27 protein-coding genes are annotated in these 24,652 nt (G+C 67.1%); 13 read left to right on the top strand and 14 right to left on the bottom strand.

Annotated elements, in window-relative coordinates:
• Window positions 1-12: 12 nt before the first annotated feature.
• The 3 genes from C5F46_RS08450 to C5F46_RS08440 are packed head-to-tail and all read right to left on the bottom strand — an operon-like array spanning window position 13 to window position 3,841.
• Window positions 13-1,950 carry a BatA domain-containing protein gene (locus C5F46_RS08450; protein WP_107324914.1) on the bottom strand — a complete coding sequence of 646 codons (1,938 nt, stop codon included), beginning with the start codon at window positions 1,948-1,950 and terminating at the stop codon, window positions 13-15.
• Window positions 1,947-2,837: a DUF58 domain-containing protein gene (locus tag C5F46_RS08445; protein WP_235820123.1), complete on the bottom strand. Its 891-nt coding sequence runs from the start codon at window positions 2,835-2,837 to the stop codon at window positions 1,947-1,949. Before C5F46_RS08445 ends, C5F46_RS08450 begins: the two co-directional genes overlap by 4 nt.
• The gene (locus tag C5F46_RS08440) at window positions 2,834-3,841 is read right to left on the bottom strand and encodes an AAA family ATPase (protein WP_107324913.1); all 1,008 of its coding nucleotides are present in this window, start codon (window positions 3,839-3,841) and stop codon (window positions 2,834-2,836) included. Before C5F46_RS08440 ends, C5F46_RS08445 begins: the two co-directional genes overlap by 4 nt.
• A 72-nt stretch (window positions 3,842-3,913) precedes the next feature.
• Here C5F46_RS08440 and C5F46_RS08435 point away from each other — a divergent pair, with 72 nt between their 5' ends.
• Entirely contained in the window at window positions 3,914-4,510 is a 597-nt protein-coding gene (locus tag C5F46_RS08435; RefSeq protein ID WP_107324912.1) for a DUF1285 domain-containing protein, read from the top strand.
• 70 nt (window positions 4,511-4,580) lie between these two features.
• On the opposite strand, the gene ruvB is transcribed toward C5F46_RS08435, so the two are convergent.
• Together ruvB and C5F46_RS08425 are read right to left on the bottom strand one after the other, a co-directional pair.
• On the bottom strand, window positions 4,581-5,606 hold the full coding sequence (gene ruvB, locus C5F46_RS08430; protein WP_107324911.1) for a Holliday junction branch migration DNA helicase RuvB: 1,026 nt from the start codon (window positions 5,604-5,606) through the stop codon (window positions 4,581-4,583).
• Window positions 5,607-5,708: 102 nt separating this feature from the next.
• Window positions 5,709-6,344: a class I SAM-dependent methyltransferase gene (locus C5F46_RS08425; RefSeq protein WP_107324910.1), complete on the bottom strand. Its 636-nt coding sequence runs from the start codon at window positions 6,342-6,344 to the stop codon at window positions 5,709-5,711.
• A gap of 181 nt (window positions 6,345-6,525) precedes the next feature.
• Here C5F46_RS08425 and arfB point away from each other — a divergent pair, with 181 nt between their 5' ends.
• Genes arfB through C5F46_RS08400 form a run of 5 tightly spaced genes read left to right on the top strand, consistent with a single transcriptional unit; the run spans window position 6,526 to window position 11,188 of the window.
• Window positions 6,526-6,948, top strand: a complete 423-nt coding sequence (gene arfB, locus C5F46_RS08420; RefSeq protein WP_107324909.1) for an alternative ribosome rescue aminoacyl-tRNA hydrolase ArfB — start codon at window positions 6,526-6,528, stop codon at window positions 6,946-6,948.
• The gene (locus tag C5F46_RS08415) at window positions 6,938-8,203 is read left to right on the top strand and encodes an aspartate aminotransferase family protein (RefSeq protein ID WP_107324908.1); all 1,266 of its coding nucleotides are present in this window, start codon (window positions 6,938-6,940) and stop codon (window positions 8,201-8,203) included. Before arfB ends, C5F46_RS08415 begins: the two co-directional genes overlap by 11 nt.
• The gene (locus C5F46_RS08410; protein WP_107324907.1) at window positions 8,200-9,198 is read left to right on the top strand and encodes a phosphotransferase enzyme family protein; all 999 of its coding nucleotides are present in this window, start codon (window positions 8,200-8,202) and stop codon (window positions 9,196-9,198) included. The genes C5F46_RS08415 and C5F46_RS08410 overlap by 4 nt, the downstream gene beginning before the upstream one ends.
• Window positions 9,195-9,695 carry an NUDIX hydrolase gene (locus C5F46_RS08405; RefSeq protein ID WP_107324906.1) on the top strand — a complete coding sequence of 167 codons (501 nt, stop codon included), beginning with the start codon at window positions 9,195-9,197 and terminating at the stop codon, window positions 9,693-9,695. Before C5F46_RS08410 ends, C5F46_RS08405 begins: the two co-directional genes overlap by 4 nt.
• A 23-nt stretch (window positions 9,696-9,718) precedes the next feature.
• Window positions 9,719-11,188 (top strand): inorganic phosphate transporter, encoded by a 1,470-nt coding sequence (locus C5F46_RS08400; RefSeq protein WP_107324905.1) that lies wholly within the window; start codon window positions 9,719-9,721, stop codon window positions 11,186-11,188.
• A 6-nt stretch (window positions 11,189-11,194) separates the two neighbouring features.
• Here the strand turns inward: C5F46_RS08400 and C5F46_RS08395 are convergent, their stop codons facing one another.
• The 4 genes from C5F46_RS08395 to C5F46_RS16615 form a co-directional block, all read right to left on the bottom strand.
• Window positions 11,195-11,908 (bottom strand): DUF5765 domain-containing protein, encoded by a 714-nt coding sequence (locus C5F46_RS08395; protein ID WP_107324904.1) that lies wholly within the window; start codon window positions 11,906-11,908, stop codon window positions 11,195-11,197.
• An 88-nt stretch (window positions 11,909-11,996) separates the two neighbouring features.
• Window positions 11,997-13,289 carry a nicotinate phosphoribosyltransferase gene (gene pncB, locus C5F46_RS08390; RefSeq protein WP_107324923.1) on the bottom strand — a complete coding sequence of 431 codons (1,293 nt, stop codon included), beginning with the start codon at window positions 13,287-13,289 and terminating at the stop codon, window positions 11,997-11,999.
• Entirely contained in the window at window positions 13,282-13,899 is a 618-nt protein-coding gene (gene pncA, locus C5F46_RS08385) for a bifunctional nicotinamidase/pyrazinamidase (RefSeq protein ID WP_107324903.1), read from the bottom strand. The genes pncB and pncA overlap by 8 nt, the downstream gene beginning before the upstream one ends.
• A 79-nt stretch (window positions 13,900-13,978) precedes the next feature.
• Window positions 13,979-14,140: a hypothetical protein gene (locus tag C5F46_RS16615; RefSeq protein ID WP_168796843.1), complete on the bottom strand. Its 162-nt coding sequence runs from the start codon at window positions 14,138-14,140 to the stop codon at window positions 13,979-13,981.
• 151 nt (window positions 14,141-14,291) lie between these two features.
• Between C5F46_RS16615 and mbfA the strand changes: the two genes are divergently transcribed.
• The 7 genes from mbfA to C5F46_RS08350 are packed head-to-tail and all read left to right on the top strand — an operon-like array spanning window position 14,292 to window position 20,853.
• On the top strand, window positions 14,292-15,269 hold the full coding sequence (gene mbfA, locus C5F46_RS08380) for an iron exporter MbfA (RefSeq protein WP_107324902.1): 978 nt from the start codon (window positions 14,292-14,294) through the stop codon (window positions 15,267-15,269).
• Between the two features lie 43 nt (window positions 15,270-15,312).
• The gene (locus tag C5F46_RS08375) at window positions 15,313-16,242 is read left to right on the top strand and encodes an AEC family transporter (RefSeq protein WP_107324901.1); all 930 of its coding nucleotides are present in this window, start codon (window positions 15,313-15,315) and stop codon (window positions 16,240-16,242) included.
• Window positions 16,243-16,251: 9 nt separating this feature from the next.
• Complete coding sequence (gene fghA, locus C5F46_RS08370) at window positions 16,252-17,082, top strand: S-formylglutathione hydrolase (RefSeq protein WP_107324922.1); 831 nt, start codon at window positions 16,252-16,254, stop codon at window positions 17,080-17,082.
• Window positions 17,082-17,537 (top strand): YaiI/YqxD family protein, encoded by a 456-nt coding sequence (locus C5F46_RS08365; protein ID WP_107324900.1) that lies wholly within the window; start codon window positions 17,082-17,084, stop codon window positions 17,535-17,537. Before fghA ends, C5F46_RS08365 begins: the two co-directional genes overlap by 1 nt.
• Window positions 17,534-18,151: an HAD family hydrolase gene (locus tag C5F46_RS08360; RefSeq protein ID WP_107324899.1), complete on the top strand. Its 618-nt coding sequence runs from the start codon at window positions 17,534-17,536 to the stop codon at window positions 18,149-18,151. The genes C5F46_RS08365 and C5F46_RS08360 overlap by 4 nt, the downstream gene beginning before the upstream one ends.
• Entirely contained in the window at window positions 18,148-19,062 is a 915-nt protein-coding gene (locus C5F46_RS08355; protein WP_107324898.1) for an ornithine cyclodeaminase family protein, read from the top strand. Before C5F46_RS08360 ends, C5F46_RS08355 begins: the two co-directional genes overlap by 4 nt.
• Before the next feature lie 3 nt (window positions 19,063-19,065).
• Window positions 19,066-20,853, top strand: a complete 1,788-nt coding sequence (locus C5F46_RS08350) for an SLC13 family permease (protein WP_107324897.1) — start codon at window positions 19,066-19,068, stop codon at window positions 20,851-20,853.
• Here the strand turns inward: C5F46_RS08350 and C5F46_RS08345 are convergent, their stop codons facing one another.
• The 5 genes from C5F46_RS08345 to C5F46_RS08325 all read right to left on the bottom strand — a co-directional run bounded on the left by C5F46_RS08345 (window position 20,854) and on the right by C5F46_RS08325 (window position 24,611).
• A complete protein-coding gene (locus C5F46_RS08345; protein WP_107324896.1) occupies window positions 20,854-21,507 on the bottom strand; it encodes a pseudouridine synthase in 654 nt (217 codons plus the stop codon).
• Complete coding sequence (locus C5F46_RS08340) at window positions 21,507-22,130, bottom strand: LysE family translocator (RefSeq protein ID WP_107324895.1); 624 nt, start codon at window positions 22,128-22,130, stop codon at window positions 21,507-21,509. Before C5F46_RS08340 ends, C5F46_RS08345 begins: the two co-directional genes overlap by 1 nt.
• 61 nt (window positions 22,131-22,191) lie before the next feature.
• Entirely contained in the window at window positions 22,192-22,626 is a 435-nt protein-coding gene (locus C5F46_RS08335) for a GAF domain-containing protein (protein ID WP_107324921.1), read from the bottom strand.
• Between the two features lie 23 nt (window positions 22,627-22,649).
• Window positions 22,650-23,300 (bottom strand): peptide-methionine (S)-S-oxide reductase MsrA, encoded by a 651-nt coding sequence (gene msrA / locus C5F46_RS08330; protein WP_107324894.1) that lies wholly within the window; start codon window positions 23,298-23,300, stop codon window positions 22,650-22,652.
• A 54-nt stretch (window positions 23,301-23,354) separates the two neighbouring features.
• Window positions 23,355-24,611, bottom strand: coding sequence for an MFS transporter (locus C5F46_RS08325; RefSeq protein ID WP_107324893.1), 1,257 nt, complete (start codon window positions 24,609-24,611; stop codon window positions 23,355-23,357).
• Between the last annotated feature and the right edge of the window lie 41 nt (window positions 24,612-24,652).

The raw sequence follows: 24,652 nt of genomic DNA, 5'->3' as shown, positions 1-24,652 counted from the left end.
TGGGGGCGAAGGTCAGCGCCAGGACCAGCACCATAGCCCCGGCGCGCACCCCCGCAGCCGCCCCGACACCGCCAGCGTGGCGAGGATGTCGGCCAGCAGCGCCGCCAGCGCCAGCGTCAGAATCGCCCCCTTCAGGGGTGTTTCGCGCGGCGCGTTGGCACCTTCGACCGTCACCCCGGCAGGCCAGATGGCGCGGGCCAGAACGCGGTCAGGCGTCAGCACGTTCAGCGCCACCCGCCGCTCGCCCGCCGCATAAAGGCCCGGCGGCAGATCTGGCCCCGGTGTGGCGGCGGCCAGCCGATCACCCGGCACCCCGGCAACGCTGCCCGCATCGGCCAGATCTCCGAACCCGTCCAGCACCCGCTCGGCCACCCAGGTTGCCCCCGCCAGATCGCCGCGTTCAGGCGCGGCGCGGCGCGCCGATACCGCCAGCCGGTCCAGCATCTGCACAAACAGCCCCGACAGCGGCAGGCTGGACCATTCGGCATTGGCGGTGACGTGAAACAGCACCACCGCCCCCTGCCCAAAGGCCGCGCGCGTCACCAGGGGCGTGCCATCGGCCAGCGCGGCGATGGTGCGTGCGGGCAGGTCTGGCCCCGGCTCGGCCAGAACCTGCGCGCGCACCGTGACATCGGGCGGGATCGGCAAGCCCGCAAAAGGGCCGGCCTCGGGGAAGGGTGCCAGTGCGCGCGGCGTGCCCCAGCTCATGGTGCCGCCCACCGACCGGCCTCCCGCGCGCAGTCGCACCGGCAACAGCGGGTCGCCTGCGCTGTCCGCCGCCGCAAGCCGCGGCCCGGCAAAGCGCACCAGAAGCCCGCCTTCCTCGATCCATTCGGCCAACCTGTCCGGCGCGGCGATCTCGGCCACATCGGCCAGAATGATCACGTCGGGGCTGGTCAGCAGCGCATCTTCCAGCGTCGCCTCGATCAGATCGGCCGAAGGCTCCAGCGCGCGGATCAGATAATGCGTAGGGGCCAGCAGTTCCAATCCCTCGCGCGCGGCGCCCGGCGCGATCAGCGCCACCTTGCGGCGCTTGACGGCATCATCGGTCAGCGCAACGGCCCCGGCACTGCGGCTGCCCGCAATTTCAAAGCGCGTCACGCGGTTACGCAATTCGGGCGGCAAGTCGAACACAGCCTCGGCGGCGCTGTCGGTGCCGAAGGCCGCCGTCACCCGCGCCAGATCGCGTTCCACCCCGTTGGGATCGAGGCCGATCGCCACAACCTCGGCCGCATCCGCGGGGCCAGACCGCAGCGCGGTGATGCGCAAGGCGCCATCGGCATAGGTGGCCGGGCGCAGCGCCAGAACCAGCCCCTCAGGTTCGGCCACATGCAGGGTGCCGCGCGCCTGCAACGCCGCCAGCAGATCGCCGCGGCTTTCGCGGGCCAGACCATCCGACAGCCACAACGTGTCAAACTGCCCCTCGGGCAACAGCGCGGGCCAGTCGGCGGCGGCAGGCTCCCAAGGCTGGGGTTGCAGGCCCGGCAGCGCCTCGGCCAAGGCGGCGGCGGGCTGAAACACCAGCCGCGCAGGCGGCGGGTCAGTCAGCGACAGCAGGGCTACTGGGCGGCCCGCCAGCGCCGCCTCGGCCAGCGCGGCGCCGATCCGCTCGGCCCGGCGCGGCCAGTCGCGGGCCGACGCCCAGCTTGCATCGGCCACGATCAGCAGCGGCCCCGCGCCGCGCGTCTTGACCTCGGGGTTCAGCACCGGCCCCGCAAAGCCGATGATCGCCGCGGCCAACGCCGCCATCCGCAGCAGCAGGAGCCACCACGGCGTGCGGTCGGCCTGCTGCGTTTCATCTGCCAGACCCAGAAGCAGCGCCACGCCCGGAAAGAGGCGGCGGATCGGGGCGGGCGGCACGGCGCGCAGCAACACCCACAAAATCGGCAGCGCCAGCAGCCCCCACAGCAGGGCTGGCGAGGCAAAGCCAAGGGCGCCAAGACCCGTCACCGCGCCCGCTCCAGGGCCGCGTACAGCCACAGCAGCGCCGATTGCGCCGATTGCCCGGTGTGATGAGTGGAAAACTGCCAACCCGCGGCCCGCGCCAGCCCCGCCAGATGCGCGCGCCGCTGGGCCAGCCGGTCGCGGTAGCGGTCGCGCAGATCGGCGGCGGCGCGGGTTTCATGGCGCAGGCTGCCCGCCATGCTTTCAAATATCGTGCGCCCGTCGAAGGGAAACGCCTCCTCCACCGGGTCAAGCACCTGCAACAAGACGCCGGTCACGCCGCGGTCGGCAGCCGCGCCCAGCGCAGCGGCGACCGGCGCCGGATCGCCCAGAAAATCCGACACGAACAACGCGCGCGCGCGGGCGGGCAGACCATCGGCCACAGGCACGCCGTAATCTGCCGCCGCGCCGGGGCCAGCCAGCGCCCCTGCCAGACGCATCAGTTGCGCCTTGCCGGGGCGCGGCGGGGCGGCGGGGTCGGTCAGCCCCACCCGTTCGCCCGCCCGGATCATCAGCACCGCCAGCGCCAGCGCCAAAAGCCGCGCGCGGTCGGTCTTTTCGGGGCGGTCGGGCGCGCCCGAAAACCGCATCGAGGCTGCATCATCGACCCACAGGCAGACAGTCTGTGCCGCCTGCGCCTCGCGGTCGCGGATGAACTGGGCATCCGACCGGGCCGAGCGGCGCCAGTCGATCATCCGTGCCGCATCGCCCGGCTGCGCGGGGCGGTATTGCCAGAATTCCTCGCCCGGCCCGGCCCGGCGGCGGCCATGCCCGCCCATCTGCACCGTCGCCGCCAGATGTTCCGCCGCAACCAGCAGCGGCGGCAGCGCCTGCGCCAGCGCCTCGGCCCCGCGGCGCAAGGAGGCTGCGCCGGTATCGGGCGCAAGGGTCACGCCGCCGCCTCGCGGCCGGTAAGTTCGCCCAGAACGGCGGCAATCACGCCTGCCAGCGTGTCGCCCCGCGCCCGCGCGGCAAACGACAGCGCCATGCGGTGGGTCAGCACCGGGCGCGCCAGCGCCAGAACATCCTCCACCGAGGGCGCAAGGCGGCCTTGCAGCAGCGCCCGTGCCCGCACCGTCAGCATCAGGGCCTGCGCCGCCCGCGGCCCCGGCCCCCAAGCCAGCGCATCGGCCACCGCCACCGCAGCCTCGGCCTCGCCGGGGCGGCAGGCGCGCACCAGATCAAGGATCATCTCGACGACCGTCTCGCCCACCGGCATCCGCCGGACCAGCGCCTGCGCCGCGATCAACTCGTCTGCGGCAAATACTGGATGCGCCACGGCGGTTTCGGCCCCGGTTGTGGCCAGCAGGATGTCGCGTTCTGTCTGGCGCGTGGGGTAATCGACGTCGATCTGCATCAGGAAGCGGTCAAGCTGCGCCTCGGGCAGCGGATAGGTGCCTTCCTGTTCGATCGGGTTTTGCGTCGCCAGCACATGAAACGGCCGGCCCAGCGGGCGGTGCACACCCGCCACCGTCACCTCGCGTTCGGCCATCGCCTGCAACAGTGCCGATTGGGTGCGGGGGCTGGCGCGGTTGATTTCATCGGCCATCAGAAGTTGGCAGAACACCGGCCCTTCGAGAAAGCGGAACGCGCGCGATCCGTCGGGCGCGGTTTCCAGCACCTCGGACCCCAGAATGTCGGCGGGCATCAGGTCGGGGGTGAACTGGATGCGGCTGGATTTCAGCCCCATCACCGTCGAGAGCGTATCGACCAGCATGGTCTTGCCCAGCCCCGGCAACCCCACCAATAGCCCGTGCCCGCCCGACAGCATCGTGGCCAGAACCAGCTCCACCACCCGTTCCTGCCCGATGAATCGGCGGTCGATCGAGGCGCGCGCCTGCGTCAGCTTTTCGGCGAGGCGTTCGATATCGTCGATCAGATCGGAAGGCTCGGGCATGACAACGGCTCCTTCGGGGCTATAGTCTTTAGTAACGCAGATATCGCTGCGCGACCCAATGGCAAAGGTTCGATGACTGAAAAGACCCCGCCACAAAAGATCGTGACCCCCGGCGCCGATGCGCTTGCGGTTGCCGCAGGTGCCGCAGTCCGGCGTGGGCCGCCGCCGCTGCACCTGTGGAACCCGCCGTTTTGCGGCGATATCGACATGGAAATTGCCCGTGACGGAACCTGGTTCTATCAGGGCAGCCCGATTGGTCGCGCGCCGATGGTGCGGCTCTTCGCCTCGATCCTGAAGCGCGAGGGGGAGCGGTTCTTTCTCGTCACCCCGGTTGAAAAGGTGGGCATCCGCGTGGCGGATGCGCCCTTTGTCGCGGTCGATGCCGAGGCGACGGGCGCGGGCGCGGGGCAGAGCCTGACGTTCACGACCAATGTGGGCGATACCGTCACCGCCGGGCCTGACCACCCGATCCGGGTGGCGCGCGGGCCAGAGGGGGCGCCTGCGCCCTATGTCATGGTGCGCGCCGGGCTGGAGGCGCGAATCGACCGCAAGACATTCTACCGGCTGGTCGATATCGCCACCTCCGCGCGGCACGAGGGGGCCGACTGGCTGGGGCTATGGTCGGGCGGGGCATTCTTTGCGCTGTGCCCGATGGCCGATCTGGCCTGACGCCGCGCTTTGCGGCGGCAAAGTATCACCTCGCCGGCCGCAGCGAAGGCCGCTTGGGCTGGCTGCCGCGTCAGCCGAACAGGTCGGATTGCCCCGGCACCTTGGGCGCGGGCAGGCCCAGATGCGCCCAGGCGCGCTGCCCCAGCACCCGCCCGCGCGGGGTGCGCTGCACCAGACCCTGTTGCAGCAAGAACGGCTCGATCACTTCCTCGATCGCATCGCGCGCCTCGGACAGGGCGGCGGACAGGGTTTCCACCCCCACCGGGCCGCCTGCGTAATGTTCGGCGATCAGCCCCAGATAGCGCCGGTCGGCCCCGTCAAGGCCCAGATGATCCACCCCCAGCCGGGTCAGCGAACTGTCGGCAATCTCGCGCGTCAGGCGCCCGTCGCCCTCGACCAGCGCAAAATCGACGACCCGGCGCAACAGGCGCCCGGCGATCCGCGGTGTGCCCCGCGCCCGGCGGGCGATTTCGCGGGTGCCCGCAGGCTCGGACGGGATGCCCAGCAGGCGCGCGCCGCGGGTGACGATCAGGTCCAGCTCATCCTCGGTGTAAAATTGCAGACGCGTGGGGATGCCAAAGCGGTCACGCAGCGGCGTGGTCAACAGACCCAGCCGGGTGGTGGCGCCGACCAGCGTGAATGGCTGCAACTCGATCCTCACGGTGCGCGCGGCGGGGCCCTCACCGATCACCAGATCAAGCTCGAAATCCTCCATCGCGGGGTAAAGCACCTCTTCGACCGCCGGGTTCAGCCGGTGAATCTCGTCGATGAACAGAACATCGCGCGCCTCAAGATTGGTCAGGATTGCGGCCAGATCGCCTGCCTTGGCCAGCACCGGCCCCGAGGTCATCTTGAAGTTCACGCCCAATTCACGCGCCATGATCTGTGCCAGCGTGGTCTTGCCAAGGCCGGGGGGGCCGTGAAACAGCGTGTGATCCATCGCCTGTCCGCGCATCCGCGCGCTGTCGATGAACACGCGCAGGTTCGCCCGCGCCTCGTGCTGGCCCACGAAATCCCCCAGCACCTGCGGGCGCAGGGCGCGGTCGGCGTCGTCGGGCAGGCGTTCGGGGCGCAGGGTCGGGTCGGGCGTTTGCATGGGCAGCCTTTCAGGTCTGCGGCAGTTTTGGGCGCATTGCCCCTCCGGCGCAAGGGCGGGGGCCGTTTGAGGCGCGCCGCCCAAGCTGCGCGGGCGCCAATCCTACGGCTGCGTGTCTTGCGTGGATTTGCGCGCAACGATGTATTGGCTGTTGCGGCTGCGGCCAAAGATGCGCTGCGTCTCGATCTCAAACCCTGCTTCGACGATAGCTTGGCGCAGGGTCCGGCTGGTCAGAGCGGTGGCGGGTGGCACCAAGCCGCGGGCGCGCAGAACCGGGATCAGGGCCCGCATCAGCAGGTTCATGTCTCCAAAGCAGAAGGTCTTGCTGAACAGCAGGCCGCCGGGCTTCAGGTTGGCGTGAATCCGGGCCAGCGTGGCGCGCGTATCGGGAACCAGATGCAGGATGTGAAAGGCACAGACCGCATCATAAGGCGCGCCGTCAAACGCCCCGTCGGCATCCGACAGGGCAAAGCTGACGTTGCCGGGCGCCGGCTTCGCGCGCGCGATCCGCAGCATCTCGGGCGAAGCATCGGTTGCTTGCCATTCCGCTACGGCCGGGCCAAGGCAGAGCGCGGTGCTGCCGGTGCCGCAGCCGATCTCCAGCACACGGTCGGTTGCTGTCAGGCGCGCGGCGACATCGGCCAGCATGGCGTCATAGGCTGCCACATCCTTGACCGGCCTTGCCGCGTATCTGTCTGCGACCCTGTCCCAGAACTCTGTGCCGGTGCCGTTTGTCATGCCAGAAACCCTCAAACCCGTGTGCGACAGAACGATAGCGCCCGATGGGCCATTGGGCAAACGTCGGGCCTGCGGCAAAACAGATGTGATCCCGACACCATCGGGTTGCCGTGGCGTTATTATTTGCGCGTGTCATGCCTGCGGGGGTTTTGTTTTGCGCCCGCTGCGATAGCTTGACGCCATGTTGCAGATCACCGAAACCCTGGCCATCGCCGATTGGGAACTGTCGGAGCAGTTCACCCGGTCACAAGGGCCGGGCGGGCAGAACGTGAACAAGGTGGAAACCGCGGTGGAGCTGCGGTTCGAGGCGGAGCGTTCGCCGCATCTGACGCCAGCGGTCAAGACCCGGCTGAAACGGCTGGCGGGGCGGCGCTGGACCGCCGAAGGGGCGATTGTGATCAGGGCCGAGGAGACGCGCAGTCAGGCCCGCAACCGCGAACTTGCGCGAGAGCGGTTGGCAGAGTTGATCCGCGCGGCGCTGGTGGCGCCAAAACGGCGGGTGGCGACAAAGCCCACGCTGGGCAGCCAGCGGCGACGGCTGGCCGCAAAGACCGTGCGCGGCGAGGTCAAGGCGCTGCGGGGGAAGGTTGAGGATGACGACTGATCTGATCGCGCGGCGCGCCGCGCTTCTGGGGCCGAACGTGCCCACCTTCTATGACCGGCCGGTGCATATCGTGCGCGGGCAGGGCGTCTGGCTGTGGGATGCCGACGGGCGGCGCTATCTGGATTGCTACAACAACGTGCCACATGTGGGCCATTGCCACCCGAAGGTGGTGGAGGCGATCGCCCGGCAGGCGGCGACGCTGAACACCCACACCCGCTATCTGCACGAGGGTATTGTGGAGTATGGTGAGCGGTTGGTGGGCAAGTTCGGCCACGACCTGCGCCAGATCATCATGGTCTGCACCGGCTCCGAGGCCAACGACATCGCGCTGCGCATGGCGCAGGCCGTCACCGGCAAGACCGGGCTGATTGCCACCGACAACACCTATCATGGCAACACCACGGCGGTATCGCACCTGTCCACCCGGCGCCCGCCGATCGGGGGCTGGCCCGCGCATGTGCGCCGCGTGCCCGCGCCTGACAGCCTTGCGCCGCTGGGTGGCAGCCTTGCCGCGCAGCCGCAGGCCTTTGCCGCGGGCGTGGCGCGCGCCATTGCCGAGCTGGAGGCCTCGGGCCACGGTTTTGCCGGGATGATGCTGTGCCCGATCTTTGCCAACGAGGGCATGCCCGAGGCTGGCCCCGGCTTTCTTGACCCCACGGTCGAGGTGGTTCGCCGCGCGGGCGGGCTGATCTTGTGCGACGAGGTGCAGCCCGGCTTTGGCCGCGTTGGCAGCCACTGGTGGGGGCACGAGGCGCTGGGCTTTGCCCCCGATGTGGTGACCCTGGGCAAGCCCATGGCCAACGGCCATCCGGTTGGCGCCGTCGTCACCCGGCCGGACGTGATGGCGGCGTTTCGGCAGGCGTTCGGCTATTTCAACACGTTCGGCGGCAACCCGGTTTCCTGCGCGGCGGCGCTGGCGACGCTTGGGGTGATCGAGGACGAGGGGCTGGTGGCAAACGCCCGCGACGTGGGCGCCTATGCGCTGGGCCTGATGAGCGGGCTTGACCATCCGTTGATCGCCGATGTGCGCGGCAGGGGCCTGTTCTTCGGCATCGAATTTGCGGCGGGCGGCGAACCCGCAACCGAGTTTTGCGGCCGCGTGGTCGAGGCGATGCGCGACCGCGGCATTCTGCTGGGCCGGATCGGGCGGGCGCAGCATATCCTGAAACTGCGCCCGCCGATGCCGTTTTCACGCGAAAACGCCGATCTGGCGGTGGCCGCGCTGGCCGAGGTGCTGCGCGAGGTGCCGGCATGAGCGCCGCCATCTCCGAGGCCGAGGCGCTGGCAATGGCGCAGGCCGCGCTGCGGCATTGGGGGGGCGATGCCCCGCCGCGGTTGATCAAGAACCGCGAGAATATTGTGTTTGAGGTGCATCTGCCCGGCGGCATCCATGCTGCGCTGCGGTTGCACCGGCCCGGCTATCAATGCCGGGTGCTGATCGATTCCGAACTGATCTGGAGCCTGCGTCTGGCCGAACAGGGGCTGGGCGTTCCCTGCCCGGTGCCGACCCCGGATGGCGCGCTAAGCGCGGTGGCGGCGGGCCGCGTGGCCTCTTGCGTGCAATGGCTGGAGGGGCGCCCGATCGGCTGCGCAGAACAACCGCTGGCGGGTGACGGGGCTGTGCAGTTTGCGCTGATGCAGCGGCTGGGCGGGCTGATTGCGCGGCTGCATAATGCCACCGATGCTGCGGGCCTGCCTGCGGGCTTTCTGCGCCCGGCCTGGGATGCCGACGCCTTTCTGGGGCAGATGCCGCTGTGGGGCCGGTTCTGGGAAAACCCCGCGCTGCGCCCCGATGAACGCGAAATCGTGCAAGAGGCGCGCTGCCACGCCTGGGGTGATCTGGCCGCCTTCCGTGCCGAAGGGGCGGATTACGGGCTGATTCACGGCGATCTTCTGCGCGAAAACGTGCTGGATGGCCCCGAGGGTCTGGCGCTGATCGACTTTGACGATTCGGGATTTGGCTTTCGGGCCTATGATCTGGCCACGGCGCTGGTGCAAAGTCTGGAAGAACCGCACCTGCCGCAGATAGCCGCTGGACTGGTTGCGGGCTATCGCGCGCATCGGCCCCTGCCCGAGGCGGCGGTGCGGCGGCTGCCGATGTTCGTGATGCTGCGCACCTTCGCCTCGGCCGGGTGGATCATCACCCGCGCCGCGCCGGGCGATACCCGCCAACGGTTCTATGCCGAACGCGCCGCGCGGATGGCCGCCCATGTTCTGGCCGGAACTGCACCCTGGGGGGCGCTCGCATGATCAACGCCCTCCTTGACGTTCTGGCCGGGCTGTTGGGCCGCCGTCCGCCCTATCTGCAAGTGGCCGCCCTGTGCCTGCGCGGTCCCCAGCAGGCGCGCGAGGTGCTGGTGGTTTCCAGCCTGGGCACCGGGCGCTGGATTCTGCCCAAGGGCTGGCCGATGCGGGGCCGTAGTCTTGCGCAAGCCGCGCTGCGCGAGGCGTGGGAGGAAGCGGGCGTGAAGGGCAAGGTCTCCAAACGCCCTGTTGGCCGCTACACCTATCTGAAGGAAGGGGGGCGGGGCCTGCCGAAGCGCTGCGAGGTGCGGGTGTTTCTGATCGAGGTTGATAAGATCGAGGACCACTACCCCGAGGCAGGCCGTCGCAAACGCCGCTGGGTCGGCCCGGCCGAGGCCGCGCAGATGGTCGCGGAACCGGAACTTGGTCGGATGTTCGGGGTGCTGGAGGCGAATCGGAGTTGTTCCAAGCCGCCAAACAGGCTACCCCGCCTGCCAATGTAACGGATCTTTGACAGGCATGTGACATGACCGGCCCTGTGAACCAGTGGAAGACACTCGACAAGGATTTGGGCCGCATCGGCCGTCTGGAAGAAGCATCGCTGTTCATCTCGCGCCCGCTGGTGGCGCCCGGTATTGCGCTGGCCTTCATTGTTCTGGCGGGGCTGGCGGGGCTGGTGTTCTTTCACGCGCAACCGGGCGTGATGGTGGTGATCGCGGCTGCCGCGATCGGGGCCTATATGGCGCTCAACATCGGCGCCAACGACGTGGCCAACAACATGGGCCCGGCGGTGGGGGCCAATGCGCTCAGCATGGGCGGCGCGCTGCTGATTGCGGCGGTCTGTGAAACCGCGGGCGCGCTGATCGCCGGTGGGGATGTGGTCAAGACGATCTCATCGGGCATCGTCGCCCCCGAGGCGCTGGCCGACAGCGCCACCTTTGTCTGGGCGATGATGGCGGCGCTGCTGGCCGCCGCGCTGTGGCTGAACCTGGCCACCGCGCTGGGCGCGCCGGTTTCAACCACGCATTCCATCGTTGGCGGCGTGGTGGGCGCCGGGGTGGCTGCTGCGGGTTTTGCCGCGGTAAACTGGGGCGCCATTGGCATGATTGCGGCAAGCTGGGTGATCTCTCCGGTGTTGGGCGGGATCATTGCTGCGGGCTTCCTGGCGGTGATCAAGGCCAAGGTGATGTATGCCGAAGACAAGATCTGGGCGGCGCAGAAATGGGTTCCCGCGCTGACCGGGATCATGGCGGGCAGTTTCGCCGCCTATCTGGCGTTGAAGGGGCTGAGCAAGGTCATCACCATTGATCTGGGGGGCGCGGTGGCCATCGGCATCGTCACCGGGGCTGCGGCCTGGGCAGTGTCGATGCCGCTGATCCGGCGGCAGTCCGAAGGGCTGGAAAACCGCAAGAAGTCGCTCAAAAAGATGTTTTCTCTGCCGCTGGTGATTGCCGCGGGGCTGTTGTCCTTTGCACATGGCGCCAATGATGTGGCCAATGCCGTGGGGCCGCTTGCCGCGATCGTGGATGTTGTCCGCGTGGGCGGCGCCGGGGGGGGCAGTGTCTCGATCCCGATCTGGGTGATGGTGATCGGGGCGGGGGGCATTTCGTTCGGGCTGGTGCTGTTCGGGCCAAAGCTGATCCGCATGGTCGGCAGCGAGATCACCAAGCTGAACCCGATGCGCGCCTTTTGCGTGGCGCTGTCGGCGGCGTTGACGGTGATCGTGGCCTCGGCGCTGGGGCTGCCGGTCAGTTCCACCCATATCGCGGTGGGCGCGGTTTTCGGCGTGGGCTTTTACCGCGAATGGCACGCCGAGCGTCGCGCCCGGATGCTGGGCCTGCAAAAGGGCAAGCCGGTGCCACCCGAGGAACGCTCGCGCCGCAAGCTGGTGCGACGGTCGCATTTTGCCACCATCGCCGCGGCCTGGGTGGTGACAGTGCCGGTTTCGGCGCTGCTGTCGGCTGGCATCTTCCTTGTGCTGAATGCCTTTGCCTGAGGTGCCTCAGGCGCTGCTGTCTGGCGTCTGAAACCGGCGGCGTATGGCCGGGCTTAGTGCGATCAGAATGATCCCGATCGAGAACAGGCACCAGATCGCCGGGCCTTCGTTGGGGTTGGTGGTCAGGCGGGTGGCCAGAACCGGGCCGATCAGCGCATGAAACAGCACAAACCGCCACGCGCCGTAAAACAGTGGCACCACAAAGGCCGCGACCAGATAGGCTGGAAAGCCGCTGTGGATGCCCAGCGCCTGTTCCAGCGGCACCATCAGCCCGTTGTAGGGCACATCCCAGCCAATGTGCCAGTCGCCCGACACCGTGCACAGCACAGACCCGCACAGCGGAAAGCCGGGGCGGCAGGGGCCAGCCCAGCCGAACGGGTAAAGCTGCATCAGCATCAGCGCTGCGGCCAGTGCGCAGATCACATAGACCCGGACCTGCGCCCGCACCCGCACCGGCGCGGGCACAAGCTGCATCGCAAAGGCGTTGATCAGGAATGGCTGAAAGATGATGTGCAGCACAGACAGAAAGGTGACACTTTCATTCGCCGGGTTGCCGCATTGATCGACCACGGCATAGCCCGCAAGTTGCAGCGCCTCCATTGCGGTGAAATAGCCCAGCGTGGCCGGTATTGCGACCGCATCGCCGCGCCGTGCCGACAGCGCCGTGGCCACAGCGCCCAGCCCCACCATCACCGCCGTGACGCCCATGCTCCAACACATTGCTGGCCCCCCGCAGCCTGCTGCCCGCTCACGATGCGGTGCCGGGGGGCGGCATGGCAACCGTCATGTCGCCGCGCCTGAGCCGATGCTAGACAATCACCGGGCTGGCGGTTTGTGCGCCAACGTCGAACACCCGTTTATAGCGGGCGATTTCGTCTTCGGGGCCCATCGCCTTGCTGGGGTTGTCTGACAGTTTGACCGTGGGCCGCCCGTTGGCCGAAACCGCCTTGCACACAAGGCTGAAGGGCGCCAGGCCGTCGCCCGCCACCAGCCCGCGGAAATCGTTGGTCAGCAGCGTGCCCCAGCCAAACGAAACCTTGACCCGCCCGGCAAAGCGGCCGTGCAGCTCCTCGATCTTTTCCACATCCAGCCCGTCGGAAAAGATCACCAGCTTCTTGCGCGGGTCTTCGCCGCGAGCGATCCACCAGGCGATGGCGGTTTCCGCCGCTTCGGCGGGGTCGCCACTGTCGATGCGGATGCCGGTCCAGCCCGCCAGCCAGTCGGGCGCGCGGTCCAGAAAGCCCTTGGTGCCGAAGGTGTCGGGCAGGATGATGCGCAGGTTGCCGTCGTGTTCCTCGTGCCAGTCGGCCAGAACCCGATAGGGCGCCTCGCGCAGTTCGGCGTCGGTATCGGCCAGCGCGGCATAGACCATGGGTAGTTCATGCGCATTGGTGCCGATCGCCTCGATGTCGCGCCGCATCGCGATCAGACAGTTCGAGGTGCCGGTAAACGCGCCCCCCAGCCCCTCGATCATCGCCTGCACGCACCAGTCCTGCCACAGGAAGGAATGCCGCCGCCGGGTGCCGAAATCGGCGATCCGCAGGCCGGGCAGCGCGCGCAGCCGTTCGATCTTTTCCCACAGCCGGGTCATGGCGCGGGCGTAAAGCACCTGCAACTCGAACCGGCCCATGTCTTTCAGAACGGCGCGCCCGCGCAATTCCATCAGCACGGCCAGTGCGGGAATTTCCCACATCATCACCTCGGGCCAGTTGCCCTCAAAGGTCAGCTCATATTGCCCGTCGTGCTTTTCCAGATGATAGGGCGGCAGGCGCAGGTTCTCGAACCACTCCATGAAATCGGGGCGGAACATCTGGCGCTTGCCGTAAAAAGTGTTGCCGCGCAGCCATGTGCTTTCGCCCCGCGTCAGGCGCAGGGTGCGCAGATGGTCCAACTGCTCGCGCAGCTCGCCCTCGTCGATCAGATCGGCCAGCCGGATTTGGGTGGATCGGTTGATCAGGCTGAAGGTCACCTGCGTGTCGGGCCGGTTGCGGAACACTGACTGGCACATCAGAAGTTTGTAGAAATCGGTATCCAGCAGCGAACGCACTACCGGGTCGATCTTCCAGCGGTGGTTGTAGACGCGGGTTGCAATGTCAGCCATCGGCGCGCTCCAGCCGAACACCGGCTTCGGCCATCGCCACGCGCGCGGCAGCAAGCGAGCCGTTCAGGTCGATGGCGCGGCAGGCATCCTCCAGCACCGTCACCGAAAACCCCAGCCGCGCCGCATCAATCGCCGACCATCCCACGCAGAAATCAAGCGCCAGCCCGACCAGCGTCAGCCGTGTCACTCCGCGGCTGCGCAGATAGCCCTCAAGCCCGGTCGGCGTGGTGCGGTCATTCTCGAAAAATGCGGAATAGCTGTCGATGCCAGAGCGAAAGCCCTTGCGCAGGATCAGATCGGCGCGGTCGGTGTTCAGCGCGGGGTGAAAATCGGCGCCCATGGTGCCCTGGACGCAATGGCTGGGCCACAGAACCTGCGGGCCATAGGGCATGTCAACCGTGCCATAGGGTGCTGCACCCGGATGGTTGGCCGCGAACGAGGTGTGGGTGGCGGGGTGCCAGTCCTGTGTCAGCACGCGCACCGGGAAGGCGGCTAACAGCGCGTTCACCGGCGTCACGATGTCATCGCCTGCGGGCACGGCCAACGCGCCGCCGGGGCAGAAATCATTCTGCAGGTCAATCGCGACAAGGGCTTCGTCTGCGTCCCGCATGCTGGCCTCCGGCTTAGGGGTCTGTCATGCGTAAAAGCGCCGCTTGCCCCCGTCAATGCCTGCCGCCAGCGGGGCCGGGTCAGTCGCCGCAGCCCGGTGCGGCAAGGGGCGACGAACAGTCACGGCTTGTCTCGGCTCCGGTCGTGGGAAACTCCAGCCGCGGCAGATCCAGGCTGAATGCCGCAGCAGGGCCGGACAGACCGACCAGCGAGACCATAAGCAACAGGGCAAGGCGTTTCATGGCATCCCCACAAAGTGAACCAATTAGTTTGCTTTTAGGTGTGCGATGCCGAGTCGGCAAGCCTAAAGTGAACCGATCGGTTCATATTTTGCATTTGCGGGGCGCCAATTGCCGCCCTACATTAGAAACATTCTAACTCAAGGAGTGAGTCATGATCCCCGGCATTGCCTCCCGCCGCCGTTTTTCCGATCTGACCGAGCGCGAGGTTCTGGCGCTGGCGATTTCCTCCGAGGAGGAGGACGCGCAGATCTATCGCACCTATGCCGAGCGTCTGCGTGCCGATTATCCCGCTTCTGCCAAGGTGTTCGAGGCGATGGCCGCCGAAGAAGATACTCACCGCCGCCGCCTGATCGACCTGCATCAGGCGCGCTTTGGCGAGACGATCCCGTTGGTCCGGCGTGAACATGTGGCCGGGTTTTACGCGCGCAAGCCGGTCTGGCTGACCGAAAACCTAGGGATCGAAAAGATCCGATCCGAAGCCGAGGCGATGGAGCGGCAGGCCGGGGCCTTTTACACCAAGGCGGCGCAGCGCACCTCGGATGCCGCCACGCGCAAGCTGCTGGGTGATCTGGCTGCCGCCGAGGCCGGGCATGAGGTGCTGGCCAATGACCTGACCGGCGTGCATCTGGGTGCGGATGCGAAAGGCGAGGAAGACCGCGCCGCCAAGCGGCAATTCGTGCTGACCTGGGTCCAGCCGGGGTTGGCGGGGCTGATGGACGGGTCGGTTTCCACCCTTGCGCCGATTTTTGCCACGGCCTTTGCGACGCAGGACACGCATACGACCTTTCTGGTCGGGTTGGCGGCCTCGGTGGGGGCGGGTATTTCGATGGGCTTCACCGAGGCGGCCTCGGACGATGGCGAATTGTCGGGGAGGGGCGCGCCGTGGAAGCGTGGCCTCGCTTCGGGCATGATGACAGCGGTGGGCGGCCTTGGCCATGCGCTGCCCTATCTGATCCCCGATTTCTGGACCGCGACGATCATCGCCATGATCGTGGTCTTCGCCGAGTTGTGGGCGATCGCCTGGATTCAGAACAAATACATGGAAACGCCGTTTGTGCGCGCCGCGTTGCAGGTGGTGCTGGGCGGCGCGCTGGTGTTTGCGGCGGGGGCGCTGATCGGGGCGGGCTAAGCCCGACTGGCTTTGGCCTGTGGGCCATGTTAGGCCATGGTTCATGCTGGCGATCTTTCTCAAGACCCTGCCGTTTTTCGCCCTGATCGGCCTCGGCTGGGTTGCGGGGCGAACCCGGTTTTTCCCGACCGAGGCGACCGCGTGGCTGACCAAGTTCGTCTTTTATTTCGCGCTGTCGGCGATGCTGTTCCGCTTTACCGCCACGCTGCCGCTGTCAGAGCTTTATGATCCCGCCTTTTTGCTGGCCTATCTGACCGGCTCGGCGATTGTCTGGGCGCTGGGTATGGTCGTGGCGCTGGGCCGCCGTCTGCCCCTGCCCGAGGCAGCGATGGAGGCGCATACGGGCATGACCGGCAACACCGGCTTTCTGGGTGTGCCGATGCTGGTGGTGTTGCTGGGCCCTGCCGCGGTGGGGCCGGTACTGATGGTTCTGGCCATCGACCTGATCGTGTTTTCCAGTCTGATCACGCTGTTGATCACCGGGGCGCGGCATGGGCGCGTATCGCCCGCGATGCTGGGCGCGCTGGCGCTGGGGCTGGTCAAGAACCCGATGATCGTGTCGATGGTGGCGGGGCTGGCCTGGGCGGGGCTGACGCTGCCGATGCCTGCACCGCTTGAGGAGTTCGTCACTATTCTGGGCGCCGCTGCCACGCCCGGCGCGCTGTTTGCCATTGGCGCGTCGCTGGCGGCGCGGTCGGCCGAACGGGTGCGGCCCGCGCTGTGGCTGTCGTTTGCCAAACTGGTTCTGCATCCGGCGGCGGTGGCGGCGATGGCGCTGATCGTGTTTCCGGTGGAACCTTATGCGGCGGGTGTGATGATTGCCGCTGCCGCGCTGCCGGTGGCGGGCAATGTCTACATTCTGGCCAGTCATTACGGGGTTGCACCGGCGCGGGTCTCTGCCAGTATTCTGATCTCGACGGCTGTCAGCATTCTGACCGTGCCCTGGGTGATCGCCCGGCTCACGGCATTCTAGGGGGCGATGATGCGCACGATTTCGGAAAGCCGGTGCTTTGGCGGGGTGCAGGGGGTTTACGCCCATGCCTCGGATGCCACCAATTGCGAAATGACCTTTGGCCTGTTCCTGCCCGAAGAGGCCGAGTTTGGCCCGGTGCCGGTGCTTTGGTATCTGTCGGGCCTGACCTGCACGCACGAAAACGCCATGGTCAAGGCCGGCGCGCAGAAATGGGCGGCCGAGGCCGGGGTCGCGCTTGTCTTCCCCGATACCTCGCCGCGTGGCGACGAGGTGCCCGATCACCCGTCTTATGATCTGGGCCATGGCGCAGGCTTTTACATCAATGCGACCGAACAGCCCTGGGCCGGGCATTACCGGATGTGGGACTATATCGCCGAAGATCTGCCCCGCGTCATCACCGCCAATTTCCCAATCGAGGATGAGCGCCAGTCGATCTGCGGACATTCGATGGGCGGGCATGGCGCGCTGACGCTGGCGATGTCTCTGCCGGGGCGGTTTCGCTCTGTTTCGGCCTTTGCGCCGATTTCGCATCCGACTGCGTCGGATTGGGGGCGCAAGCATTTCCTGAATTATCTGGGCACAGATGAGGCGACATGGGCGCCGCACGATGCCACGCTTTTGATGCGCGAACGTGGGTTCGAGGGCGAGGTTCTGGTCGATCAGGGCACGGCCGACCCTTACCTCAACGCGCTGATGCCCGAGGCTTTGGCCGAGGCGATGTGCACCCGCCGCCAACCCGGTGCGGTGCGTATGCAGCGGGGCTATGACCACAGCTATTTCTTCATCGCCTCCTTCATGGGCGATCACATTGCTTTCCACGCCGAGGCGCTGCACCGCTGATGGCGATCTATCTGGACGCCGACGCCTGCCCGGTAAAGGCCGAGGCCGAGCGTGTGGCAACCCGGCTGGGCCAGCCGCTGGTGGTGGTATCAAACGGCGGCCTCAGGCCGTCGGCGAACCCCCTCGTGCAGATGGTGTATGTCGCCGAAGGCCCAGATGAGGCCGACAAGTGGATTGCGGCGCAGGCGGGGCCGGGCGATGTGGTGGTGACGGGCGACATCCCGCTGGCCGCGAAATGCGTGGCCGCAGGTGCGCGGGTGCTGAAACACGATGGCGAGGCGCTGACGGCGGCCAATATCGGCAACGTGCTGGCCACCCGTGACCTGATGGCCGACCTGCGCGCCGCCGACCCGTTCCGCCAGGGCGGCGGGCGGGCGTTTTCCGCGGCCGACCGGTCGCGCTTTGCCGATGCGCTTGACCGTGTGGCGCGGGCGGCGGCCAGGGAGGCACGATGATCAAGGCCGTGGTTTTCGATATCGGCAATGTGCTGGTCGAATGGCATCCCGAGCGGGTCTATGACCCTGTCGTCGGCCCAGCCCTTCGTGACCATCTGTTTCACGACATCGGCCTTGCCGCGATGAACGAGGCAGTGGATGCAGGCGCCCCCCTCGCGGCCTCTGTCTCGGCGCTGGCGGCGACGCATCCTGATCATGCGGATCATATCCGCCTGTGGCAAACGCGCTGGGGCGAGATGTTTGCCCCTGAAATCCCTCATGCCATCCGGCTGCTGCGCGCGTTGCGCGCGGCAGGGGTGCCGGTTTTTGCGCTGTCGAATTTCGGCTGCGAAACCTTTGCACAGGCCGAGACGATGTATCCCGTACTGACCGAGTTCGACCGGCGCTACATCTCGGGTCATCTGGGCGTGATAAAGCCCGACCCAAAGATTTATCAGATCGTCGAAGCCGATTGTGGCCTGCCCCCCGCCGCGCTGCTGTTCACCGACGACCGGCCGGAAAACATCGCCGCCGCCGCGGCGCGGGGCTGGCACACACATCTGTTCGATGGTCCTCAGGGTCTTGCTGCCAGATTGCTGGCCGAGGATCTTTTGTCCGAAAGAGACGCGCAATGAGCATTGAAATCGTTGGCCCCGAGGCCGAAGCGCAGCTTGACTGGATCGCGCTGACCGATGCGCTGGCGGCGGGGCATGACCTGCCGCGGGCCGAGGTGGCCGACACGTTTTTGTATCGCGGCCGCGATACGCTGCTGACCCGGTCGGCCTGGATCGACGGGCTGGGCCTTGCCGTCAAGGCGGCCTCGGTGTTTCCGGGCAACCCGGCTGCGGGCAGGCCGATGGTGAACGGGGCGGTGACGCTCTATTCCGACACCGATGGCACGCTGGAGGCGATTGTCGATTTTCATCTGGTGACCAAGTGGAAGACGGCGGGCGACAGCCTGCTGGCCGCGCGCCGCCTCGCCCGACCCGAGGCACGGAACATTCTGATCGTGGGGGCGGGCAATGTGGCGCGCTCGATGGTGGCAGCCTATGCGTCTGCCTTTCCGGGCGCGCGCTTTACCTTGTGGAACCGCAGCCCGGCGGCGGCAGAGGCGCTGGCGCATGAAATCGGCGGCACCGCCGCGCCCGATCTGGAAGCCGCCGTGCGCGGCGCCGAAATCATCGCCACCACAACGATGAGTTCGGCCCCCCTGATCCGGGGCGACTGGCTGGCCCCCGGATCGCATCTGGACCTGATCGGCGCCTACCGCCCCGATATGCGCGAGGCCGATGACGAAACGCTGCGCCGCGCGCGCCTTTTCGTGGATGCCCGCGCCACCACACTGGACCATATCGGAGAGTTGAAAGACCCCCTCGCCCGCGGCGTGATCGCGCGTGACGATGTGCTGGCCGATTACTATGATCTGCCCTCGGGTCGGTTCGCCCGCCGTAACGCAGACGAGATTACCCTGTGCAAGAACGGGGGCGGTGCGCATCTGGACCTGATGACGGCGCGCTATATTCTGAATGCCTGGCGCGCGCGTTAGGGCATGACACAGGATCAGGGTCTGATCACCGCCATTCTGGTTGCCACGGTGGCTCTGTTCCTGTGGGGCCGGTTTCGGCATGACATGGTGGCGCTGGCCGCGCTGCTGGCGGCAACACTTGTCGGACTGGTTCCGGGGTCGGCGGCATTTGCGGGCTTTGGCCACCCTGCGGTGATCACGGTGGCCTGCGTGCTGGTTCTTAGCCGCGGGCTTCAGACCACCGGCGCCGTTGATATTCTGGCGCGCAGGCTGCTGCCCGCAACCGCAGGGCGCACGGTCAGCCTTGCCGCGCTGATGGGGCTTGGGGCGGCGCTGTCGGGGTTCATGAACAACGTCGGGGCGATGGCGCTGTTGATGCCGGTGGCGGTGCAACTGGCCGGGCGGCTTGATCTGACGCCGGGGCAGGTGTTGATGCCGCTGGCCTTTGGCACGATTTTGGGGGGCATGACAACGCTGGTTGGCACGCCGCCCAACCTGATCGTGGCGGGGTTCCGGGCCGAGGCTGGCGGAACCGCCTTTGGCATGTTCGATTTCACCCCTGTAGGTCTTGCCGTGGCGGTCGCGGGCGTGGCTTTTGTGGCGCTCTTGGGCTGGCGGCTGGTGCCCGCGCGCCGCCCCGCCGGGCGCGAGGAATTCGAGACCGGCGCCTATCTGACCGAGGTCCGTGTGCCCGAGAAAAGCCGCGCCTCAGGGATGCGGCTGGCCCATCTGGAAAACGAACTCGAAGGGGCCGGGGCGCAAGTGGTGGGGCTGGTGCGCAACGATGTGCGCATCAGTGCCCCGCGCGGCAGCCGGATGATTCTGACGGGCGATATTTTGCTGCTGGAGGCCGAAGCCGAGGGGCTGGGCGAGGCGCTTGCCAAGCTGGGGCTGACGCTTGGCGAACAGGGGTCGTCCAGCAAGGGCGCGCCCGATACCGAGGCGGCGAGCCGCGACGAGATCGTGCTGCGCGAATATGTCGTGCGCGCGGAATCAAACCTTGTAGGGCGGTCGGCCAAGGATATGGCGCTGCGCACGCGCTATGGGCTGAACCTGCTGGCGGTCTCGCGCGAGGGGCGGCGGTCGCAGGCGCGGTTGCGCACGATGCGGCTGCAATCTGGCGATCTACTGCTGATGCAGGGGCCGGCCGAGGTGCTGGCCGATTTTTCCAGCGAAAACAACTGCGTGCCGCTGGCCGAGCGCGAGTTGCGCCTGCCAGACCGACGGCAGGCCGCGCTTGCCGCCGTGATCATGGTGGGCGCGGTGGGGCTTGCGGCTTTTGGCATCCTGCCCGCTGCGGTGGCCTTTGCGCTGGGGGTTCTCGTTTCGATGGTGGCCCGGACCGTGCCGCCGACGTCGGTCTACACGGCGATCGACTGGCCGGTGATCGTGCTGCTGGCGGCGCTGATCCCGGTGGCGGGGGCGATGCAGACAACCGGCGCCGCCGAACTGCTGGCGCGGTTTCTGGTGGACACGGTGGCGCAGGGCCAGCCGGTGGTGGCGCTGGCGGTGGTGCTGGTGGTGACGATGTTCCTGTCGGATGTGATGAACAACGCCGCGACCGCGGCGGTGATGTGCCCCATCGCACTGGGTATTGCCGGGGCGTTGGGCGTCAACCCCGACAGCTTTCTGATGGCGGTTGCAATCGGCGCGTCCTGCGCGTTCCTTACGCCGATCGGGCATCAGAACAACACTCTGATCCTGGGCCCCGGCGGTTTTGGCTTTGGCGATTACTGGCGACTTGGCCTGCCGCTTGAGGCGCTGGTGGTTGTGGTCAGCCTGCCGCTGCTGCTGTGGGTCTGGCCGTTGTGATCAGAACGGGCAGGGTGCGGTAAAGGTCATGTGCACCCCGGTTTCGGGGTGGCGCAGGCGCAGGCTTTCGGCATGCAGCATCAGGCGTGGAAAGTCGCGCGCGGGGCCTGTGGCATAAAGCGGATCACCCAAGATGGGGTGGCCCAGTTCCATCATATGCACCCGCAACTGATGGCTGCGCCCGGTCAGCGGTATCAGCCGCACCCGCGTGGTGCCGTCCAGTTCATGCCGGATCACCCGCCAGTCGGTTTGCGCGGCGCGGCCCATTTCGTGGTTTACATGCTGGCGCGGGCGGTTCGGCCAATCGACGCAGAGGGGCAGATCGACCCGCCCCGCCTTTGGCGCAAGATGACCCCAGAGCCGGGCGAGATAGACCTTTTTCGTCGCCCGGTCCTCAAACTGGCGGCCCAGGTGGCGCTGTGCCTGCGCCGTCAGGGCAAAGACCATGACCCCCGAGGTATCCAGGTCAAGCCGGTGCACCAGAAGAACCGAAGGATAAACCGTGCGCAGTCGGGCGATCAGGCAATCGGCCCGGTCCTCGCCGCGGCCCGGCACCGACAAAAGGCCCGCCGGCTTGTCGGCCACCACAATCGCCTCATCGGTGTAAAGCACCCTCAGCGGCACATCGGGCGGGGTATAGCGGAATTCGGTCATCAACTGATTGCCAGTTTGGCCGCAAGGCCCCCGAACATCACCGCCGCAATCTTGTTCACCACCCCCATGCGCGATGACAGCGACCGACCCAGCACCCCGGCAAGCCAGCCATAGCCCATCGTCACCAGCGTTCCGGTAAAGGCAAAGATGCCGCCCAGAATGACGATCTGCTGCCAGATCGGGCCATAGGCGGGGTTGGTGAACTGCGGCAGGAAGGCAAGGATGAACAGAACCGGTTTGGGGTTCATCGCATTCGACAAAAACCCGCGCGCCACCGCCCTCAGCGGGCTGACCACGCCGCGCGCCGATCCACCACCCGCGCCCGCGCGCCAGCTTTTCCATGCCAGCCACAGCAGATAGGTCGCCCCCGCCCAGCGGATCGCGCTGAGCGCTTCGGGGTGCGCCGCGATGACCGCCGACAGGCCAAGGGCTGCCAGCGTCACATGCCAGACAACACCGATCCCCACGCCCAGCCCCGCCATGATGCCCGCACGCGGCCCGCCCTGAATGCCGCAGGCGGTGGCGAAGAACACATCCGCCCCCGGCGCGAAATTCAGGATCAGCCCGCCGATGGTGAACCCGATCAGCGCTTCGGCCGGGAAGGCCGCCAGAACATCCCACATGTTGCGACTCCGCCAGTGATGGGGCGGATGTAGCCGGGATTTTGCGCCGGGGAAACAGCGATCACAGCGTGCCGAAGACCTGCGCCATCAGCGCCTCCAGCCCCGCCGCATCAATGGATGTGAAGGCGTCGGGCTGGTTGCTGTCGATATCCAGAACCCCGATCAGCCGCCCGCCCGCGCCAAATACCGGCACGACGATTTCCGACCGGGTGGCGGACGAACAGGCGATATGGCCGGGGAAGGCATCAACATCGGCCACAAGCTGGGTGCGACGCTCGCGCGCGGCGGTGCCGCAGACACCGCGCGAAAACGCGATGCTCAGGCAGCCGTGCCCGCCCTGATAGGGGCCGATCTTCAGCATCTCGGGCGCTGTGACGCGGTAAAAGCCGGTCCAGTCGAAACGGTCATCGGCGTGATGCAATTCGCAGGCGAGGGTGGCCATCAGCGCCACCTCGTCGGTTTCGCCATGGGTCAGTGCGGCCAGCCGACCGGCCATATCGGCATAGTCGATCTGCACGCTCAGGCCCCGGTGCCCACGGGGCAGGCGACCCCGGTGCCACCGATGCCGCAGTAACCCGCCGGGTTCTTGGCCAGATACTGCTGGTGGTAGTCCTCGGCAAAGTAGAACTCGGGCGCGGGCTGGATTTCAGTTGTGATCGTGCCGAAACCGGCCGCGCGCAGCCGGTCGGCATAGGCGGCGCGGCTGGCCTCGGCCGCAGCCACCTGTTCGGGGCTGTAGGCGTAGATGCCAGACCGATACTGTGTGCCCCGGTCGTTGCCCTGCCGCATGCCTTGGGTGGGATCGTGGTTTTCCCAGAAGGTTTTCAGCAGGTCGTCATAGCTGATGACCTTCGGGTCAAATATCATCCGCACCACCTCATTGTGGCCGGTCATGCCGGTGCAGACCTCTTTGTAGGTGGGGTTGGGTGTCAGGCCCGCGGCATAGCCCACCATCGTCAGCCAGACGCCGGGCTGTTGCCAGAACACCCGCTCCACCCCCCAGAAACAGCCCATGCCAAACATCGCCTGTTCCATGCCCTCGGGCACCGGGCTGCGAAGCGGCAGGCCCGACAGAAAATGCGGCTCAAGGATCGGCATCGGCGTGGCGCGGCCGGGCAGTGCCTCGGCTGCGGTGGGCATGCGGGCGGGTTTGGCGAAAAGGGAAAACATCGCGTTGCTCCTGATCTGTGGACCCAAGATAGGGGCCGGGGCGGGCCTGTCCAGTCAGCTGGCGATAACGCGCTTGCGGGCAAAGATCGTTTCATAGCCCGGTTCGGGGTGGCGCGGGATCAGTAGCGCCAGCGAGAATGAAACCCCCGCCATGCCAGCCGCCAGCAAAAACACCCCGCCCGGCGCGACCAGCCAGAGATAGCCCAACGAAGCAGGCAGGAACACCGCGGCGATGTGGTTGATGGTAAAGGCCACGGCGGCGGTGGGGGCGATGTCGGCGGGCTCGGCTATTTTCTGGAAATAGGTGCGCAGCGCGAACGACAGCGCGAAAAACAGATGGTCGATCACATAAAGCGCGGCGGCCAGAACCACGCCCCAGCCAAACCAGTAAAGCCCGCCATAGGCCAGAAACACGCAGGCCAGCCCGGCATATTCCACCAGCATCGCCCGCCGTTCGCCCCATCGGCCCACAGCCTTGCCCAGAAACGGCGCGGCCACCATGTTGGCGGCGAAATTGATCAGGAACAGGGCCGTGACCTCGTGCACCTCAAAGCCAAAGCGTTCGACCATCATGAAGGCGGCAAAGACCACAAAGATCTGTCGCCGCGCACCCGCCATGAATTGCAGCGCGTAATACAGCCAGTAGCGGCGGCGCAGAACGAACTTCTTGCTTTGCTGCTCGGGTGACTGAAACTGCGGATAGGCCAGCGCGGCAAAGACCACGATGGCCAGCGTCACACCCCCCGCCAGCGCATAGACCAGCGCATAGCCAAGATCAAAGGTCTTCCAGCCGACGACCAGCAGCCCATAGGCCACCAGCGACGCACCGGAACCCACGGCAACGATGCGGCCCAGCACCTCTGGCGCACGGGCCTTGGGCACCCATTGCAATTGCAGCGACTGGTTCACCGTCTCGAAATAGTGAAACCCGATCGAGGACAGGAGTGTGACCATCAACAGCCCGCCGAACGTGGGAAAGGCCGCGGTGATCGCAGTGGCCGCGCCCAAGAGTGCAAGGCTGACCAGCGCCAGCACCTGTTCGCGCATCGCCCAGAGGATCACGATCACCCCGATGGCCAGAAAGCCCGGAATCTCGCGCACCGAATGCAGCCAGCCGATTTCCTTGCCGGTGAATTGGGCCGCCTCGATCACAAAGTTGTTCAGCAGCGCCGACCATGTGGCAAAGGAAATAGGCATCGCCGCCGCCATCAGATATAGCAGCGCCTCGGGCTGACGCCAGCGCGGCAGGCCCTTGGCCTCGGCAAGGGTAACGGTGCGACGGGCGGGGGGCGGAGCGGGGCGGACGGTCATGCCCCCGGATACGGCGGTTTCAGCGGCGTCACAACGGGGCT

The sequence above is a fragment of the Phaeovulum veldkampii DSM 11550 genome (assembly GCF_003034995.1).
In the GTDB taxonomy this organism is placed as follows: Bacteria; Pseudomonadota; Alphaproteobacteria; order Rhodobacterales; family Rhodobacteraceae; genus Phaeovulum; species Phaeovulum veldkampii.
The sequence above is the reverse complement of the archived record's forward strand: the minus strand, read 5'-3'. Positions and strand labels throughout refer to the sequence as shown.

Coding starts and splice junctions, on each gene's coding strand:
- C5F46_RS08440 (WP_107324913.1), bottom strand. CDS start 3,841: ATGCCCGAGCCTTCCGATCTGATCGACGATATCGAACGCCTCGCCGAA.
- C5F46_RS08435 (WP_107324912.1), top strand. CDS start 3,914: ATGACTGAAAAGACCCCGCCACAAAAGATCGTGACCCCCGGCGCCGAT.
- ruvB (WP_107324911.1), bottom strand. CDS start 5,606: ATGCAAACGCCCGACCCGACCCTGCGCCCCGAACGCCTGCCCGACGAC.
- C5F46_RS08425 (WP_107324910.1), bottom strand. CDS start 6,344: ATGACAAACGGCACCGGCACAGAGTTCTGGGACAGGGTCGCAGACAGA.
- arfB (WP_107324909.1), top strand. CDS start 6,526: ATGTTGCAGATCACCGAAACCCTGGCCATCGCCGATTGGGAACTGTCG.
- C5F46_RS08415 (WP_107324908.1), top strand. CDS start 6,938: ATGACGACTGATCTGATCGCGCGGCGCGCCGCGCTTCTGGGGCCGAAC.
- C5F46_RS08410 (WP_107324907.1), top strand. CDS start 8,200: ATGAGCGCCGCCATCTCCGAGGCCGAGGCGCTGGCAATGGCGCAGGCC.
- C5F46_RS08405 (WP_107324906.1), top strand. CDS start 9,195: ATGATCAACGCCCTCCTTGACGTTCTGGCCGGGCTGTTGGGCCGCCGT.
- C5F46_RS08400 (WP_107324905.1), top strand. CDS start 9,719: ATGACCGGCCCTGTGAACCAGTGGAAGACACTCGACAAGGATTTGGGC.
- C5F46_RS08395 (WP_107324904.1), bottom strand. CDS start 11,908: ATGTGTTGGAGCATGGGCGTCACGGCGGTGATGGTGGGGCTGGGCGCT.
- pncB (WP_107324923.1), bottom strand. CDS start 13,289: ATGGCTGACATTGCAACCCGCGTCTACAACCACCGCTGGAAGATCGAC.
- pncA (WP_107324903.1), bottom strand. CDS start 13,899: ATGCGGGACGCAGACGAAGCCCTTGTCGCGATTGACCTGCAGAATGAT.
- C5F46_RS16615 (WP_168796843.1), bottom strand. CDS start 14,140: ATGAAACGCCTTGCCCTGTTGCTTATGGTCTCGCTGGTCGGTCTGTCC.
- mbfA (WP_107324902.1), top strand. CDS start 14,292: ATGATCCCCGGCATTGCCTCCCGCCGCCGTTTTTCCGATCTGACCGAG.
- C5F46_RS08375 (WP_107324901.1), top strand. CDS start 15,313: ATGCTGGCGATCTTTCTCAAGACCCTGCCGTTTTTCGCCCTGATCGGC.
- fghA (WP_107324922.1), top strand. CDS start 16,252: ATGCGCACGATTTCGGAAAGCCGGTGCTTTGGCGGGGTGCAGGGGGTT.
- C5F46_RS08365 (WP_107324900.1), top strand. CDS start 17,082: ATGGCGATCTATCTGGACGCCGACGCCTGCCCGGTAAAGGCCGAGGCC.
- C5F46_RS08360 (WP_107324899.1), top strand. CDS start 17,534: ATGATCAAGGCCGTGGTTTTCGATATCGGCAATGTGCTGGTCGAATGG.
- C5F46_RS08355 (WP_107324898.1), top strand. CDS start 18,148: ATGAGCATTGAAATCGTTGGCCCCGAGGCCGAAGCGCAGCTTGACTGG.
- C5F46_RS08350 (WP_107324897.1), top strand. CDS start 19,066: ATGACACAGGATCAGGGTCTGATCACCGCCATTCTGGTTGCCACGGTG.
- C5F46_RS08345 (WP_107324896.1), bottom strand. CDS start 21,507: ATGACCGAATTCCGCTATACCCCGCCCGATGTGCCGCTGAGGGTGCTT.
- C5F46_RS08340 (WP_107324895.1), bottom strand. CDS start 22,130: ATGTGGGATGTTCTGGCGGCCTTCCCGGCCGAAGCGCTGATCGGGTTC.
- C5F46_RS08335 (WP_107324921.1), bottom strand. CDS start 22,626: ATGGCCGGTCGGCTGGCCGCACTGACCCATGGCGAAACCGACGAGGTG.
- msrA (WP_107324894.1), bottom strand. CDS start 23,300: ATGTTTTCCCTTTTCGCCAAACCCGCCCGCATGCCCACCGCAGCCGAG.
- C5F46_RS08325 (WP_107324893.1), bottom strand. CDS start 24,611: ATGACCGTCCGCCCCGCTCCGCCCCCCGCCCGTCGCACCGTTACCCTT.